This window comes from Gordonia alkaliphila, from assembly GCF_039542465.1.
Lineage (GTDB): Bacteria > Actinomycetota > Actinomycetes > Mycobacteriales > Mycobacteriaceae > Gordonia > Gordonia alkaliphila.
Window position 1 is genome coordinate 72500 of record NZ_BAABIE010000003.1, and the last position, 16094, is coordinate 88593.

Below are 16094 nucleotides of genomic sequence, written 5' to 3' on the forward strand. Positions count from 1 at the left end.
CTGGTCCTAAGCGTGCCGCAGGCGACCGCCACCCGTATCACCCACGTCGGGTGATACGGACGACCCGCACCGCGGCGAATACTCGTGGCATGTCGCAGACTCCGACGACGGGCGCATGGGCGATGCCTCGCGGAGTGATCGTGCTCCTCGGGATCGCCGGAGCCGTCGTCACCGTCGCCGGTGTCAAGGCCATCTCCTCGATCGTCGGCCCCGTGTTCCTCGCCCTCGTCCTCACCATCTCCGTCCAGCCGCTGCCGGCGTATCTGCGCCGGCGCGGCTGGCCCACCTGGGCGGCCTTCGTCGTCACCGTTCTCCTGGTCTACGGGATCATGATCGGGCTGTTCCTCGCGATGGCCTTCGCGATCGCCCGACTGGCGACACTCCTCCCCGAATACGCCGACCGGCTCGACGATCTCACCGCCCGGTTCACGGCGTTCCTGCACGATCACGGCATCGATCCGGACCACACCCAGACGATGCTCAGCAAACTGGACGCCCACAACCTGCTGAGCGGACTCGGCACCATCCTCTCGGGAACACTCGGGGTGGCCTCGGCGCTGATCTTCCTCATCATTCTGCTGGTGTTCATGGCGGCTGACGCGATGTCCTTCCCGGCCCGGCTGGCGCTGGTCGGACGGTCCCGCCCAGACATCACCGGCGCGCTGCACAGCTTCGCCTCGGGGACCCGCAGCTACCTGCTGGTGTCGACCGTCTTTGGACTCATCGTCGCCGTGCTCGACTCGGCCGCGCTCTGGGCGATGTCCATCCCCCTGCCGATCCTGTGGGGGCTGATCTCGTTCATCACCAACTACATTCCGAACATCGGCTTCATCATCGGTCTCTTCCCGCCCGCGTTGCTCGGACTGCTCGACGGCGGCTGGCAGAAGATGCTGGCGGTCATCGCGGTGTACAGCGTCATCAATGTCGTGATCCAGTCGTTCATCCAGCCGAAGTTCGTCGGCGACGCCGTGGACCTCTCGTTGACTCTCACCTTCTTGTCGCTCGCGTTCTGGACATGGGTCATCGGACCGCTCGGAGCGATCCTCGCGATCCCACTGACCCTGTTCGCGAAGGCGCTGCTGATCGACATCGATCCGGCGACGCGCTGGGCCGGCTCGCTCATGACCATGAAGGTCCCCGACGACGAGAAAGACGAGACCGCCGACGATGCGCACTCGGCGCAGCCCGGCACCGCGCACGGCGGGGGCGGCTGAATGACCGGGCGCGTCTTCTTCCCGTCGATGCCCCGGTACCGCAAGAGCTACCTGCGTCCGGACCTGATCGCCGGCCTCACCGTGTGGGCGGTGCTGGTCCCCGAAGCGCTGGCCTACGCCTCGATCGCCGGAGTCCCCGCCGTCGTCGGCCTGTACGCAGCGGTCCCGGCGCTCGTGCTCTACGCGGTGTTCGGCAGCTCGCGTCACCTGGTGGTCGGACCGATGTCGGCCACCGCCGCGCTGTCCGCGGCGATCGTGGGCCCGATGGTGGCCGGCGACCCCGTCCGCTTCGCCGCGATGAGCGCGGCGCTGGCCGTGGTGACCGGCATCGTCGGCGTGCTGGCCGGCCTGTTCCGGGCCGGTTTCATCGCCGCGTTCATCTCCGAGCCGGTCCTCAAGGGCTTCATCATCGGCCTCGCCCTGACCATCATCATCGGACAGGTTCCCAAGCTGCTCGGCGTCGACAAGGGCTCGGGGAACTTCTTCGGGCAGCTCTGGGCGGTGCTCACCCGGCTCGGCGACGTCGACTGGCGGACCGCTCTCATCGGCATCCTCAGTCTCGCCGGCGTGCTGGCCTTCAAACGCTGGCTGCCCCTGCTCCCCGGGTCGCTGGTCGCCGTCGTCGCCGGGATCGTCGCGGTACACCTTCTGCACCTCGACGCGCACGGCGTCGCCGTCGTCGGCCACATCGATGCGGGCCTCCCCGACGTCGGACTGCCCACCGACATCGGTCTCAGCGATTACCTCGCCCTGGTCGGTCCGGCCCTCGGCGTGCTGCTCATCGGGTTCGCCGAGGGACTCGGAGCGGCGAAGACCTACGCCGCCAAGTCCGGATACACCATCGACGCCAACCGGGAACTGCTCGGCATGGGCGCGGCGAACGCCGGCGCCGGACTGTGCTCGGGCATGGTCGTCAACGGCAGCCTGTCCAAGACCGCGGTCAACGGCGGGGCCGGCGCCCGCTCGCAGGTCAGCGGCCTCACGGTCGCGGTACTCACCGTGGTGACCCTGCTCTTCCTCACCGGCCTGTTCGAGAAGCTCCCCGAGGCCACCCTCGCCGCCGTGGTGATCGCCGCGGTCGTCGAACTGGTCGATTTCGCGGCCCTGCGCCGGCTCTACGCCGTCTGGACGTCGCAGTTGGCCGGGATCTACGGTCATGCCACGCGGGTCGACTTCATCTCCGCCGTCGCCGCGATGATCGGCGTCCTCGTGTTCGACACTCTGCCCGGACTGTTCATCGGCATCACCGTGTCGCTGCTGGTGCTGCTCTACCGCGTGTCCCGACCCCACGTCGCGCGACTGGGCAAGGACGGCGATCGCTGGGTCGATCTGACGAACCACCCCGACGCGCAATCGCCGCCGGGCACCTCCGTCGTCCGGGTGGAGGCGGGGATCTTCTTCGCCAACGCCGACAACGTGCGCGACGCCGTCCTCGCGCAGGTCGACCCGGACACGACGACGATCGTGATCGACGCCGAGACGTCGCCCTCCGTGGACGTGACGGCCGTCGAGATGCTGGTGCACCTGGCCGAGGAACTCCGCGCGCGCGGCGTGGCCCTGCGGATCGCCCGCGACGTGGCGCAATTCCGTGAAGCCCTCGAAGCCGTCGACCGATCCGGTTCCCTGCCGGTCTACGACACCGTCCACGCCGCGCTCGAGGCCGGGACGAAGCCCGACGACTGACCGACCGCGGCCGGACCGCCCGGGGGCCGGTTCGTCGACCCGGGCATGCGTACGATCGATGCGATGACGAGCGCAACGCCGACCGCCGCGCCCGCCCACCGCACGCTGCCGCCCTGGGGGGTGCTCGTGCTCGTCTACCTCGCCGTCCGGGGAGTCGGGGTCGCGGTGCTCTCCCTCTTCTCCGCCCGGCACGACCTCTCCCTGTCCTCCGTCCTCACCAAGTGGGACGGCCAATGGATGCTGGCGATCGCCGAGCACGGTTACGGCGGCGTGCCCGAGTCGCTCACCGACGCGCAGGGCCTGCACACGCCGGAAACGGCCTACGCCTTCTTCCCCGGCTACCCGATGCTCGTCGGCGTCCTGGCGCAGGTGCCCGGCGTCAGCGTCTTCGCGGCGGCGATCACCCTCAACCTGCTGTTCGGGTCCGTGGCCGCGGTCGGCGTCGCCCGACTCGGAACGCTCTGCGCACAGCGCGCCCGGCCCGACGGAGAACCGCGCCGCACCGGACTGTTCCTGGTGGTGCTCTTCGCCGCGACCCCGATGTCGGTGGTCCTCAACCTCGCCTACACCGAGGCCCTGTTCTGCGCGCTCGCCGCCTGGGCCCTGGTCTGGGTGCTGGAGCGGAACTGGCTCGCCGCCGGTGGCGCGGCCCTGCTGATCGGCCTGGTCCGGCCGACCGGGATCGCGGTGATCGCCGTGGTGATGCTGGCCGCCCTCCTCGCCCGGCGCGACGGACCGCGTGCGTGGGCCGCGGTCGTCATGGCCCCGCTCGGGTATCTCGGTTACCTCGGCGTGGTGGCGGCGAACACCGGATCGCTCACCGGGTGGTTCGAGATCCAGACCCAGGGGTGGGACACCAAGATGGACTTCGGGGCGGCCGCGTGGCGTTTCCTCGTCGATTCGCTGACCGCCTCGCACGACTTCGCCCAGGTGGCCACCGCCCTGGTGATGCTCGGCGTCCTCAGCCTGCTCGCCTGGTCTTTCGCCGTCCGGCTGCCGTGGCCGGTCATGATGTACGGCGCGCTGGTCGTGGCGTCGATCCTGCTCTCCAGCGGGCTGATGATGAGCCGGGCCCGACTGCTGCTTCCAGCGTTCGTCCTGCTGATCCCACTGGCCGCGCTGCTGTCCCGGCAACGGCCCGGTGTCGCGGCGTCCGTGCTGGGTCCTATCGTGTTGCTGAGCGCCTGGTTCGGCGCCTACATGCTGACCGTCTTCCAATACGCGATCTGACGGCCACCGACCCCCGGAGAACGCCATGCCGACACAGGTGAGCGGTCGGCGCGCCTGGTTCGGCCTGGTGGTCCTGATGCTGCCGGTGATCCTGGTGTCGATGGACTTCTCGGTCCTGTACCTGGCCATGCCGACCATCTCGCAGGCCCTTGATCCGTCCGCGACGCAGGAGCTGTGGATGCTCGACGTCTACGGGTTCGCGATCGCCGGGCTGCTGATCACGATGGGCAATCTCGGCGACCGGATCGGCCGCCGCCGGATCCTGCTCCTGGGGGCCGCGCTGTTCGGCGGGGCGTCGGTGGCCGCCGCCTTCGCGCCGTCCGCGGCTTTCTTGATCGCGGCCCGGGCGCTCATGGGCGTCGGCGGCTCCACCCTGCTGCCGGCCAGCCTCGCCCTGATCGCGAACATGTTCCCGCGCAACGCCGACCGGGCGCGGGCGATCGGAGTCTGGACCGCTGCCTTCGCCGGCGGCACCGCGATCGGGCCGGTGACCGGCGGCGCACTGCTGCACCACTTCTGGTGGGGCAGCGTGTTCCTGATCAACGTGCCGGTGCTCGCCGCGCTCTTCCTGCTCGCGCCGTTTGTGCTGCCCGAATACAAGTCCGCCGCGACCCATCCCTTCGACCTGCTCGGCGTCGTGCTCTCACTGCTCGGCATCCTTCCGGTGGTCTACGCAGTGAAGAACGCTGCGGCAACGGGGCTGTCTGCCGGTACCGCGATGATCGGGCTGTTCGGCGCGACGATGATCGTCCTCTTCCTCCGCCATCAGCGACGGACGCCCGCCCCGCTCGTGGACCTGCGGCTGTTCGGCAACGCGACCTTCAGCGCCTGCATCGCGGTGGCCCTCGTCGGCATGATGGCGCAGGCCGGCATGGCCTATCTGACGAACGTCTATCTGCAATCGGCCGTCGGACGCGACGTGTTGGTGGCGGCGCTGGCCGGCCTCCCGATGGCGATCACCATCGCCGTGTTCTCGATCGGCGCCGAGCGGGTGACCGCCCTGGTCGGCGTGCCCAGGGCGCTGACCGGCGCACTGCTGCTGGCCGCGCTCGGAAATCTGGGGATCGTCGCCCTCGATCTGTCCAGTCCGCTGTGGTGGTTCATGGCGTTCACCGCAGTCGCCGGCGCCGGGTACGGCATCCAGTTCGCTCTGGTGACCGACGTCGTCGTCGGTTCGGTGCCGCCGGCGCATTCGGGCGCCGCCTCCGGAATCTCGGAGACCAGCTTCGAGCTGGGCACCGCCCTCGGTCTGGCGCTGTTCGGTTCGCTGGCCACCGCGGTGTTCGTCGCGCAGGGCGGCGGCCGCTTCGCCGACTCGTTCGGCAAGACCCTGGAGCAGACCAGCGGCGCCACTGCGCACGCAGCCAAACAGGCCTTCGTCAACGGCATGCACGCCGCGGCGCTGGCCGCGGGCGTCGCCCTGCTCATGCTGAGCGCGGTGGTCGCCTACGTGATGCGCAGCCCGAAGGGCACCGCCTGAACGCCGGCGCCCTTCGCACGTCTGGAACCCTGGTACCCATGCACCCACTGATCAGCGGCCGTTGGAGCGCCCGCGGCTACGACGACGCCGCCGCCATCGACGACGAGGACCTGACCACGATCCTGGAGGCCGGGCGCTGGGCCCCGACGTGGGGGCGGATCCAGCCGGTCCGGTTCGTCGTCGGACGTCGCGGCGACGCCACCTTCGCAGCGTTGACCGACTCGCTGAACAAGGGCAACGCGACCTGGGCCCCGGCTTCGGCGGCCTTCGTCCTCGTGTGCACCACCGACGAACCGGACGACCCGGACAAGCACGCGTACGGTGCCGTCGATGCGGGGCTCGCGCTGGGCCAGATGATCCTGCAGGCGCAGGCGCTCGGGTTCAACGGCCATCCGATGGCCGGGTTCAGCAAGGCGACGGCCCGCGAGGCGTTCGCGATCCCCGACGACGTCCGGCCGTTGGCGATTCTGGCGATCGGGCGCCTCGCCGACGATCCGACCACACTCAGCCAAGCGATCCGCGAGCGTGACGCGTGGCCGCGGGAACGCCTCCCGCTGGACCGGATCGCGTTCGCCGGGCGATGGGGCGAGCCGTTCGCCTGAACGTCGTACGGCTCCGCGCGGAGACTTTTTTGATCCCGGCCGCGGCACTGACGTAAGGTGAGTTCCATGCAGCGTGCACTTCTTCTCGGTTGCCGCGGCGGGGTCTGATTCGACCGGCCCTCCGTCGCGGGCCTAGTGACGCGCCGGTCAAACCCCTTCTTCACTCCCAAGGAGCTTGACCACTCATGGCAGCAGCAGACGCCTTCACCTCCGGCCCAAGCCGCATCGTCACCCCCAACGGGCCGATCCCGGCGGGCCAGCCCTCCTACAACCAGCAGCGCAACTCTGCGATGCCGGTGCACCGCTATCGCAGCTTCGCCGACGAGGTGGAGCACATCTCGCTGCCCGACCGCACCTGGCCGGACACCGTGGTCGAGCGCGCACCGCAATGGTGCGCCGTCGACCTGCGCGACGGCAACCAGGCCCTGATCGACCCGATGAGTCCCGCGCGCAAGCGCCGCATGTTCGACCTGCTGGTGCGCATGGGCTACAAGGAGATCGAGGTCGGTTTCCCGTCGGCCAGCCAGACCGACTTCGACTTCGTCCGCGAGATCATCGAAGACGGCGCCATCCCGTCCGACGTGACCATTCAGGTCCTCACCCAGGCCCGCCAGGAGCTGATCGAGCGCACCTTCGAGGCATGCGACGGTGCACCGAACGTGATCGTGCACTTCTACAACTCGACGTCGATCCTGCAGCGCCGCGTGGTCTTCCGTGCCGATCAGGAGGCGATCACCAAGATCGCCACCGACGCCGCGAAGCTGTGCCTGCAGACCGAGAAGCAGTACCCGGACACCAACTGGCGCTACGAGTACTCCCCGGAGAGCTACACCGGCACCGAGCTGAGCTACGCCCGCGACGTCTGCGACGCCGTCTCCGAGGTGATCGCTCCGACCCCGGACAAGCCGCTGATCATCAATCTGCCGGCGACGGTGGAGATGACCACCCCGAACGTCTACGCCGACTCGATCGAGTGGATGAGCCGCAACCTGGCCCGTCGCGACTCGATCATCCTGAGCCTGCACCCGCACAACGACCGCGGTGAAGGCGTCGCGGCGGCCGAGCTGGGCTACATGGCCGGCGCCGACCGCATCGAGGGCTGCCTGTTCGGCAACGGCGAACGCACCGGCAACGTGTGCCTGGTGACGCTGGGCATGAACATGTTCTCCCGCGGCGTCGACCCGCAGATCAACTTCTCCGACATCGACGAGATCCGTCGCACCGTGGAGTACTGCAACCAGCTGAACGTGCCCGAGCGCCACCCGTACGGCGGCGACCTGGTCTTCACCGCCTTCTCCGGCAGCCACCAGGACGCCATCAACAAGGGCCTGGATCAGATGAAGATCGACGCCGACGCGCAGGACTCCGACGTCGAGGACATCGTCTGGCAGGTGCCGTACCTGCCGATCGACCCGAAGGACGTCGGCCGCAGCTACGAGGCCGTGATCCGCGTGAACAGCCAGTCCGGCAAGGGCGGCGTCGCGTACATCATGAAGGCCGACCACGGTATGGAACTGCCGCGTCGTCTGCAGATCGAGTTCAGCCGCGAGATCCAGAAGATCACCGACGGCGAGGGCGGCGAGGTGAACCCGAAGGAGATGTGGGACGTCTTCGCCCAGGAATACCTGGAGCCGATCACCCCACTGGAGCGGATGCGCCAGAAGGTCGACGCCGCGGAGGAGGACGGCGGCAAGGACTCGATCACCGCGGTGGTCCGGGTGGACGGCACCGAGCGCGAGATCGCCGGTTCGGGCAACGGCCCGCTGGCCGCGTTCGTCGACGCCCTGGGCACCGTCGGCTTCGACGTGCGGATCCTGGACTACTACGAGCACGCGCTCACCGCGGGCGGCGACGCCAACGCGGCCTGCTACGTGGAGACCGAGATCAACGGTGAGACCGTGTGGGGCGTCGGCGTCGCGTCGTCGATCACCACCGCCAGCCTGCGCGCCGTGGTCTCCGCGGTGAACCGCGCGCACCGCGTCGCGGGCGAAGCAGAGGTCGAAGCGGCCGCCGAGGGCGCCCGCACCTGGGCCCCGTAGGACCCCAGCGCCCCGCAGATCACAGCCTCCAGGGTCGGGCGATAGGCGATACAGTGCGGATGACCGCGCTTGCGCCCCGCCCGACCCCGGAGGCTTTTTGATGTCTGCACGCACCGCCGCACTCGACGACCTGCTGCGCCGAGCGACCACCACGGACGACCCGCAGGCGCGGGTGCCGGGCGTGGTCGCGGCGGTGACGCGGGCCGACGGCACGCTGTACGAGGGCGTGGCCGGGGTGCGCTCGGTGGGCGACGACGCGCCGATGACCGTCGACACGGTGTTCGCCGGCTACTCAATCACCAAGGCGGTCACCGGCACCGCCGTGATGCAGTGTGTGGAGGACGGACTGCTCGATCTGGACGCCCCCGCCGCCGAATACCTGCCCGAGCTCGATGAGCTGCAGGTGATCGAGGGCTTCGCCGACGACGGCAGTCAGGTGTTGCGGGCGCCGTCGACCCGGATCACCACCCGCATGCTGATGCTGCACACCGCCGGATTCGGCTACGCGTTCTTCTCCGAGGTGTACGGGCGGCTGCTGGCCGAGACCGGGCAGCCGGACATCACCGGCGCCACCAAGGCCGCGCTGATGACCCCGCTGCTCTTCGACCCGGGCACCCGGTGGAACTACGGCACCAGCATGGACTGGGCCGGGCTGGTGGTGGAGGCGGTACGCGGCCGCCGGCTCGGCGAGGTGATGGCCGAGCGGATCTTCGCACCGCTGGGGATGGCCGACACCGGTTTCACCATGACGCCGTCGATGGCCGAGCGACGGGCCACCGTGCACATGCGCACCCCGGACGGCACCCTCAAGCCCACGCGCGCCGTGCTGCCGCAGGACCCGGAGATCCAGATGGGCGGGCACGGCCTCTATACGACGATGCCCGACTTCACGCGCTTCCTCCGAATGTGGCTGCGCGACGGCGACGGCGAGCACGGCCGGGTGCTGCGCCCGGAGACCGTCGCGGCGGCCGCCGCGAACGGGCTGGGCGAACTGAAAGTGGGTCCGCTCGCCACGTCGTCCCCGGCGCTGGCCCGCAGCACCGAGTTCTTCCCCGGGCTCAGCAAGTCCTGGGCGTACTCGTTCATGGTCAACGACGACCCCGCGCCCACCGGTCGCAGCGCCGGCTCACTGGGCTGGGCGGGCCTGGCGAACCTGTACTTCTGGATCGACCGCTCCGCCGACGTGGCCGGTATCTGGGGCAGCCAGATCCTGCCGTTCGGCGACCCCGGCGCGCTGTCGGCCTACCTCGACCTCGAGACCGCCGTCTATCTCTCGCTGCCCTGACGGCTGGTGGCGCCGTCACCCGTGCGCAGCAACAGCAGGCTCACCACCACCAGACAGAGCCCGAGCAGCCCCCACCACCCGAGTGTCTGTCCGAGAATCAACCAACCCAGCAGCGCGGCCACAGCCGGGAGGGTCACCGTGAGGATCGCGAAGGTGTGCGGCGACATCACCTTCAAGCACAGGAGGTCGATCACGTAGGGCACGACGCTGGCCAGCACCGCGATGCCCACCAACTGTCCCCACGTCGAGAGCGTCATCGTGGTCCAGGGAGACGCATCGCCGACCCCGGACGCGATCAACCCGGTACTCACCCCACCGAGTGCCAGACCGATGCCGAACCCGACGAGGCGTTCTTGCACCGATTCCGTCGAGTGGCCGAGCCGGATATAGGTGGCCCAGAGCGCCGCTGAGGCGAGGGCCAGCAGCAGACCGAGCCCGGCGGTGTCTGCGAACTGCGGAACGCCCACGCGGAGATACAACACCACCACTCCGGCCAGTCCGGACATCACCATGATCGCCGATCGCGCGGACCGTGCAGCCACTGCAGCCAGGGCGATCGGCCCCACGAACTCGAGGGCAGTGGCAACACCCAGGGGCAAGGTTCCCGCGGCCCCGAAGGACGCGATGTTCATCACCGACGCAACGATCCCCAACAGCAGCCCCTCGCGCGACATCCGCGCCGATCGACGCGCGAGGACCAGTCCGACAGCGAGAAAGATCAGTCCGGAGAAGAATGCACGGGCGGAGCCGATCAGCCACATCGGTGTGCTGTCGGCCAACATGACCGCGAGCGAGTAGCCGAAATACTGGACCACCACACCGATGAGAAAGAGCGCCGACATACCGTCACCCGCATATCGGAATCGGGTGGCGCTCACCTACCCGAGACCCATCGGGATGAACGCCATTGAATTGACATCCATCCTCCCCCGACAGTACATTCCGATCGTGTCAGACACATCGGCTCCGCTACGAATCCCCACTCTGGCCGAGCTACGCGAAAAAGACCGCGCGAAGCGCATTGCGATCATACTACCCATCGTGGCGCTACTGGTGATCGGCCTGGTGGTGATCACCCGGGTAAACATGGAGGCACTGTTTCCCGCGCGACGCGTGATTGCACTGACCGAGCAGTGGGGGCCGACCACTCTCACGAACGCCGACAACGGCGGGCCGGCCGGAGAATTGGTCAAGTCGACGCTGGGCGCGGCCGGCTACGAGGTCGACCTGAAGTTCACCAACTGGGAAATCGCCTACAGCCGGGTGGCGAACAACGAAGCATTCACCGCCTTCCCGATCGTGAAGAGCGCCGAGCGCGATGAGAAGTACCGATTCTCGGATCCTTTCTTCTCGGTCGAGTACGTGGTCTTCTATCGTCGCGACCATGTCGATGCGCAGCGCTTGACGGCCGAGGACCTGAAATCCATGAGCACCGTCTTCCTCAGCGGATACGACTATTGGCCTAGCGCCGCCTCGACATTCGCCACTAAAGCACAGAACATTCGGCTCGGAAACACCGACTTCACAGCCAACGAGGCCTTTGTGGCGCTCGCGAACGGAGAGGTCGACTTCGTGATCGAGGGCCGCGCACAGGGCGAGTTCATTCTCAATTCTTCAACCTTCCCCGCAAGCGCTCACGAATTCGCCACCCTCGAACCGAAATATTTCGAACCACTCGGAATCACCGTGGCAAACACCACTCCGCTCCATATGATCTTCCCGAAGTCGACCAATAGCGATGTCATCGACAAGATCAATGCCGCCCTCAGAGATTTCCGCAGGGGCGACAAATACCCGCTACTCGCGGCGCAAGCGAGCGGAGGCGACTGCGGACTGGACTCCGCACGCATCATCGATGGCGCGGCACCCATCCGTACCGGGGCCGGCGCAGTCGTCACGCCCGTGGACGGCACGGCGGTCACCGTCCTCGCTTGGGGCGCACCGGGGACCCGCTGCACCGTCCCGAAAGGCTTGCCGACTCCGGGTGACGGCGAGGCACTGATCAAGTTCGGTCCCGGTCCCACCGAAGGGACGGTCGCCGTTGCCCCGATCACCCGCCTGACGTTCGGGGCCGACTCGTGATCTTCTATTCGGTATCCCCCTTCGCCACGCCGTACCGAGAGCAACTCGGCCGCAGTGAGTACCAGCCGTCGAACTACCAGGCGAGCTGGCGACAAGTCCGCGACCAGTTTCCCAAGAACAAAAACCTCGACGCTGCCCGCTTCCCACGAGCCGGATCCGAGAACCGCGACTTCGAGCCCGAATCGACCAGCGGCTTCCGGCACCGCAGCGAGGTCGCCGTCTTCGATCTGACACCGCCGAGTTCGGTGTTCTCCGAGGGCGACACCATCGTCGAACACCTACGACTGTCCGTGTATCCCCACGGCACCGCACTCCTCGAATGCGTGTGGCGCATCGAGGAACCGGACTTCACCGCCCTCAACGGTGACCTGGTCGACATCCACGAACGCGTTCTCGAGAGCGTCGGCGGCACCGTGCAGTTCTTGTTGGCCAGCCTCAGTTCGCTGGCTTTCGATGCGGGCATCCTCGCTAAACTCCCGGCGAAGACCAGTGCGACGGCGCAGCTCTCGCCCCGCTGGACATCCGGCGCGATGATCCTCGACGCAGAGGTGGTGCCGCACACGTCCGTCGCCGAATGGCTCGGCGCCCAGGGCATCGAAGACGCAGAGATCGCGCAGTTCTGCAGCGGCGACCGAAACCAGGTGGCGAACTGGATGCGGTACGTCTACCGAATCGCACAGGCCCGATCGAGTTCCCTTCTCGACTCCCAAGAGATCCGTCCGATGCGCTACTGCCAGTACATCTACGCCGCCGCCGAGATCGCCGACGAGGAGCTCTCCGTTGCGCTGGGCCGCTCGTACGACAACGTTCGCCACCGCGAGGTTTCGGCGGTGCGCACCACGCTCAACGAGTCCGCCAATCGGCTCCGAGTGCTCGACCTGGAACACTCGGCGCTGCTCAAGAAGATCTCGCCCGGAGAGCGCAGCGCGATCGCGCAGATCCTCACCCACTGGGAGTTCAGCGACCTGGTCGTGCAACCCGCCGAGGCGAAAGGAACCGCAGCCCGCGAACGACTGGCCGAGCTCACGTCGCGGAATCAGCGCACCGCCGCTCTGATCAGCGAAGTCATCCTGCTCGGCATCGCCCTGACCTCGCTGTTCGCCACGGTGCTGGCGCTCATGCAGTATGGGCGGTCGATGGTCTCGGACCCGACCTACAGCAGTTACGCGCAGGAATCCGGCTCATTCCTGGATCAACTGTCAGGCGTCTCCACCAACGCGATGCTGATCGGCACCTTCACCATCTGCATCGTGCTGTCGGCCGCCTACCTGGCGGTGAAGATGCGGGACCGCTGACTCGGCGTCAGCTCAGCGAATCGGTAACCGCGGCACCCATGCGCGCCATGTACTCCCGTGCGTCCGGCGAAATCAGGGTCATATTGACGAACCCGTGAATCATCGAACCCGCACGCTCGAGCGTCACCGACACCCCGGCCGCGCGCATCGCCTCGGCGTACGCGATGCCCTCGTCACGCAGCGGATCGAAGCCTGCGACGACGACGTAGGCCGGCGGCAGGCCGGTCAGATCGTCGGCGCGCAGCGGGGACACACGAGGGTCGGCGAGCTGCGCGGGATCGGTCACATAGCGTTCGGTGTAGTAGTCCATGTCGGCGCCGGTGAGGAAGTACCCCTCGTTGAACTCACGACGAGACTCGGTCTCGGCGGCCATGTCGGTGACCGGGTAGATCAGCAGCTGCAGCTTCGGCACCACGGCCTCCCCGCGCGTCAGCTGGGCCACCACTGCCGCCATCGCGCCGCCCGCCGAGTCGCCGGCGACCACGATGTTCGTCGGATCGATCCCCCACGTCGGGGCCTGCTCGACGGCGTAGCGCCAGGCGGCGAGCGCATCGTCGATCGCGGCCGGGAACGGGTCCTCCGGTGCCAGCCGATACTCGATCGACAGCACGTCGACACCCGATTCCACCGCGAGGCGGCGGACCGCACTGTCGTGGCTGCGCCGCGAACCGAGCGCGAAGCCGCCGCCGTGGAAGTACACGATCAGGCCCTGCGCGGCCCCGGGCTCGGCGCGATAGCGGGTGGCCTCGAGCCGTCCGCCGGGGCCGTCGAAGGCCAGGTCCTCTTCCACCGCGAAGGGCGGGAACGTCTCGGCCAACGACGCCGCCGACGCATCCATGTTCTTGCGCGCCGCGACCGGCGGCGGGCCGGTCATCGCCATCCCGGGCACCTTGCTGGTCACCAACGCCACCAGCGCCATCTCCGGAGCCAGCCGCTCCCCAGCGGAGTTGACCTGGGTGACCCGACTCGCCAGGCCGAGCACCGAGGCAGGAATCCGCCCGGCGGCTCGGAACAGGCCGCGCTGCACGCGGTCGGAAGCGGAAAGGTGGACGACTGTTGCATGGCTCACAGCGCCGACGCTATCACCGCGGTCCGGGGCGGCTGCCGACAGCACCGCCGGACCCCGGGCCCTAGACTTCTGCGTATGCGCCTGCCACTTCGCACCCGGGCCGCCCTCGCCGCGGCCGCCTCCGCACGCTGGGCTTCGCGCGCCGCCGGCCGCGGCAAGGGCTCGATGATCGGCGGCCTCGTCGCCGAGAAGATCGACCCGCAGATCATGTCCCGCCTCGCCGCAGGCAAGCGCACGATGCTGATCACCGGCACCAACGGGAAGTCGACCACCACGCGCATGGCCGCGGCCGCGCTCACCGATCTCGGCGACGTGGCGACGCAGCCCGACGGCGCCAACATGGATGCCGGGATCATCGCCACCCTGTCCCTGGCCCGGACCGCCCCGATCGCTGCACTCGAAGTGGACGAGCTGCACGTCCCGCACGTCAGTGACGCCACCGATCCCCAGGTGCTGATCCTGCTGAACCTCTCTCGCGACCAGCTCGATCGGGTCGGTGAGATCAACGCCATCGAACGCCGCCTGCGCACGGGTATCGACCGCCATCCGAAGACCGTCGTCGTGGCCAACTGCGACGACGTCCTGGTGACCTCCGCGGCGTTCAACGCGCCCTCCGTGATCTGGGTGGCCGCCGGCGCCGGCTGGGTGGGCGACTCGGTGAGCTGCCCGCGCACCGGCGAACCGATCGTGCGTCGCGGCGACGACTGGTACTCCACCGGGGACGCCGAGTTCCGCAGGCCCGCTCCGGACTGGTGGTACGACGACGAGAACCTCTACGGTCCCAACGGTTTTCAGGCGCCGATGACCCTGGCGGTGCCGGGCCGTGCGAATCGCGGCAACGCCGCCCAAGCGGTCGCCGCCGCCGTCGCGATGGGCGCAGATCCGGCCGCCGCGACCGCTGCCGTCGGCACCGTCGGCGAGGTGGCCGGTCGCTACGGCTCCGTACAGCTGGGGCAGCACCGGGTCCGCACCCTGCTCGCCAAGAATCCGGCCGGCTGGCAGGAGGCGCTGTCGATGATCGACACCGAGGCCGACTCCCTGGTGATCGCCGTCAACGGGCAGGTTCCCGACGGCGAAGACCTGTCGTGGCTGTGGGACGTCCGCTTCGAAGCCTTCGAGACCATGAAGGTCATCGCCTCCGGCGAACGGGCCGCCGACCTGAGCGTGCGGCTGCTCTACGCGGGCGCCGAACACGTGGTGATCGACGATCCGTTCAAGGCCATCGCCTCCTGCCCGCCGGGCCGGGTGGAAGTGCTCGCCAACTACACGGCCTTCCGCGACCTCGGCGTCGCCCTGGAACGCGCCGGTGCCACGCCCCTCCCGTCCACCCCGGCAAAGGACGACCGATGAGTGAATCCACCCTGCGCATCGGCCTGGTGCTGCCCGACGTGATGGGCACCTACGGCGACGGCGGCAACGCACTGGTGCTCCGGCAACGCGCCCGGATGCGTGGCATCGAGGCCGAGATCGTTCAGATCACCCTCGACGACGACGTCCCCGACTCGCTGGACGTGTACACCCTCGGCGGTGCCGAGGACTTTGCGCAGCGGCTGGCCACGCGCCATCTGACCAAGCACGCGGGCATGCAGCGCGCCGCCGCGGCCGGTCGTCCGGTGCTCGCCATCTGTGCGGCGATCCAGGTGCTGGGCCACTGGTACGAGACCGCCGCGGGCGAACGCGTCGACGGCGTCGGGCTCTTCGACGCCACCACGTCCCCGATGGCCGAGCGCGCCATCGGCGAGCTGGTCACCGCCCCGCTGGTCGACGGCCTCAGCCAGCCGCTGACCGGCTTCGAGAACCACCGCGGCGCAACATCTTTGGGCGCCGATGCACGTCCGCTCGGCACCGTGCGCCACGGCACCGGCAATGCTCTCGGCGGCGGCGTCGAGGGCGTCGTGCAGGGCAGCGTTCTCGGCACCTACATGCACGGTCCGCTCTTGGCCCGGAACCCCGAGTTGGCCGACTACCTCCTGGCACAGGCGACCGGCGCCCCCCTGGCACCGCTGGAACTGCCCGAGGTGGACCGGCTGCGCCGCGAACGCCTCGCCGCCGCCCGCTGATTTTCCCGGTCACTGACATATAGCGGGTCACCTTGGTCATATTGACCACGGGGGC

The 16094-nt window shown here is 68.6% G+C and carries 13 protein-coding genes; 11 read left to right on the forward strand and 2 right to left on the reverse strand.

Annotated features, from left to right (window positions below):
* Positions 1-89 precede the first annotated feature (89 nt).
* The 7 genes from ABD989_RS04160 to acmB all read left to right on the forward strand — a co-directional run bounded on the left by ABD989_RS04160 (position 90) and on the right by acmB (position 9533).
* On the forward strand, positions 90-1214 hold the full coding sequence (locus tag ABD989_RS04160; protein ID WP_345312541.1) for an AI-2E family transporter: 1125 nt from the start codon (positions 90-92) through the stop codon (positions 1212-1214).
* Positions 1215-2897 (forward strand): SulP family inorganic anion transporter, encoded by a 1683-nt coding sequence (locus ABD989_RS04165; RefSeq protein ID WP_345312542.1) that lies wholly within the window; start codon positions 1215-1217, stop codon positions 2895-2897.
* 63 nt (positions 2898-2960) lie between these two features.
* Positions 2961-4127 carry a hypothetical protein gene (locus ABD989_RS04170; protein WP_345312543.1) on the forward strand — a complete coding sequence of 389 codons (1167 nt, stop codon included), beginning with the start codon at positions 2961-2963 and terminating at the stop codon, positions 4125-4127.
* A 25-nt stretch (positions 4128-4152) separates the two neighbouring features.
* On the forward strand, positions 4153-5607 hold the full coding sequence (locus ABD989_RS04175; RefSeq protein ID WP_345312544.1) for an MFS transporter: 1455 nt from the start codon (positions 4153-4155) through the stop codon (positions 5605-5607).
* Positions 5608-5645: 38 nt separating this feature from the next.
* The gene (locus tag ABD989_RS04180) at positions 5646-6209 is read left to right on the forward strand and encodes a nitroreductase family protein (protein WP_345312545.1); all 564 of its coding nucleotides are present in this window, start codon (positions 5646-5648) and stop codon (positions 6207-6209) included.
* Positions 6210-6394: 185 nt separating this feature from the next.
* Positions 6395-8248, forward strand: a complete 1854-nt coding sequence (leuA, locus tag ABD989_RS04185; protein WP_345312546.1) for a 2-isopropylmalate synthase — start codon at positions 6395-6397, stop codon at positions 8246-8248.
* Between the two features lie 100 nt (positions 8249-8348).
* Positions 8349-9533: a methyl acetate hydrolase AcmB gene (gene acmB / locus ABD989_RS04190; RefSeq protein WP_345312547.1), complete on the forward strand. Its 1185-nt coding sequence runs from the start codon at positions 8349-8351 to the stop codon at positions 9531-9533.
* Here the strand turns inward: acmB and ABD989_RS04195 are convergent.
* Positions 9515-10294: an EamA family transporter gene (locus ABD989_RS04195; protein ID WP_345312548.1), complete on the reverse strand. Its 780-nt coding sequence runs from the start codon at positions 10292-10294 to the stop codon at positions 9515-9517. The two genes, acmB and ABD989_RS04195, sit on opposite strands and share 19 nt — an antisense overlap.
* A 136-nt stretch (positions 10295-10430) precedes the next feature.
* On the opposite strand from ABD989_RS04195, the gene ABD989_RS04200 reads away from it, so the two are divergent.
* Together ABD989_RS04200 and ABD989_RS04205 are read left to right on the forward strand one after the other, a co-directional pair.
* A complete protein-coding gene (locus tag ABD989_RS04200) occupies positions 10431-11615 on the forward strand; it encodes a substrate-binding periplasmic protein (protein ID WP_345312549.1) in 1185 nt (394 codons plus the stop codon).
* Positions 11612-12910, forward strand: coding sequence for a hypothetical protein (locus ABD989_RS04205; protein ID WP_345312550.1), 1299 nt, complete (start codon positions 11612-11614; stop codon positions 12908-12910). The genes ABD989_RS04200 and ABD989_RS04205 overlap by 4 nt, the downstream gene beginning before the upstream one ends.
* 7 nt (positions 12911-12917) lie before the next feature.
* Here ABD989_RS04205 and ABD989_RS04210 read toward each other — a convergent pair whose 3' ends face one another.
* Positions 12918-13979 carry an alpha/beta hydrolase gene (locus ABD989_RS04210; RefSeq protein WP_345312551.1) on the reverse strand — a complete coding sequence of 354 codons (1062 nt, stop codon included), beginning with the start codon at positions 13977-13979 and terminating at the stop codon, positions 12918-12920.
* A gap of 75 nt (positions 13980-14054) precedes the next feature.
* Between ABD989_RS04210 and ABD989_RS04215 the strand changes: the two genes are divergently transcribed.
* Both ABD989_RS04215 and ABD989_RS04220 read left to right on the forward strand, forming a co-directional pair.
* Positions 14055-15329 (forward strand): MurT ligase domain-containing protein, encoded by a 1275-nt coding sequence (locus ABD989_RS04215; protein WP_246993542.1) that lies wholly within the window; start codon positions 14055-14057, stop codon positions 15327-15329.
* Positions 15326-16039, forward strand: coding sequence for a type 1 glutamine amidotransferase (locus ABD989_RS04220; protein WP_345312552.1), 714 nt, complete (start codon positions 15326-15328; stop codon positions 16037-16039). Before ABD989_RS04215 ends, ABD989_RS04220 begins: the two co-directional genes overlap by 4 nt.
* The last annotated feature ends 55 nt before the right edge of the window (positions 16040-16094 follow it).

Excerpts from the sequence above, each read along its gene's own strand:
- ABD989_RS04160 (WP_345312541.1), top strand. The coding sequence starts at position 90 with ATGTCGCAGACTCCGACGACGGGCGCATGGGCGATGCCTCGCGGAGTG.
- ABD989_RS04165 (WP_345312542.1), top strand. The coding sequence starts at position 1,215 with ATGACCGGGCGCGTCTTCTTCCCGTCGATGCCCCGGTACCGCAAGAGC.
- ABD989_RS04170 (WP_345312543.1), top strand. The coding sequence starts at position 2,961 with ATGACGAGCGCAACGCCGACCGCCGCGCCCGCCCACCGCACGCTGCCG.
- ABD989_RS04175 (WP_345312544.1), top strand. The coding sequence starts at position 4,153 with ATGCCGACACAGGTGAGCGGTCGGCGCGCCTGGTTCGGCCTGGTGGTC.
- ABD989_RS04180 (WP_345312545.1), top strand. The coding sequence starts at position 5,646 with ATGCACCCACTGATCAGCGGCCGTTGGAGCGCCCGCGGCTACGACGAC.
- leuA (WP_345312546.1), top strand. The coding sequence starts at position 6,395 with ATGGCAGCAGCAGACGCCTTCACCTCCGGCCCAAGCCGCATCGTCACC.
- acmB (WP_345312547.1), top strand. The coding sequence starts at position 8,349 with ATGTCTGCACGCACCGCCGCACTCGACGACCTGCTGCGCCGAGCGACC.
- ABD989_RS04195 (WP_345312548.1), bottom strand. The coding sequence starts at position 10,294 with ATGTGGCTGATCGGCTCCGCCCGTGCATTCTTCTCCGGACTGATCTTT.
- ABD989_RS04200 (WP_345312549.1), top strand. The coding sequence starts at position 10,431 with ATGAACGCCATTGAATTGACATCCATCCTCCCCCGACAGTACATTCCG.
- ABD989_RS04215 (WP_246993542.1), top strand. The coding sequence starts at position 14,055 with ATGCGCCTGCCACTTCGCACCCGGGCCGCCCTCGCCGCGGCCGCCTCC.
- ABD989_RS04220 (WP_345312552.1), top strand. The coding sequence starts at position 15,326 with ATGAGTGAATCCACCCTGCGCATCGGCCTGGTGCTGCCCGACGTGATG.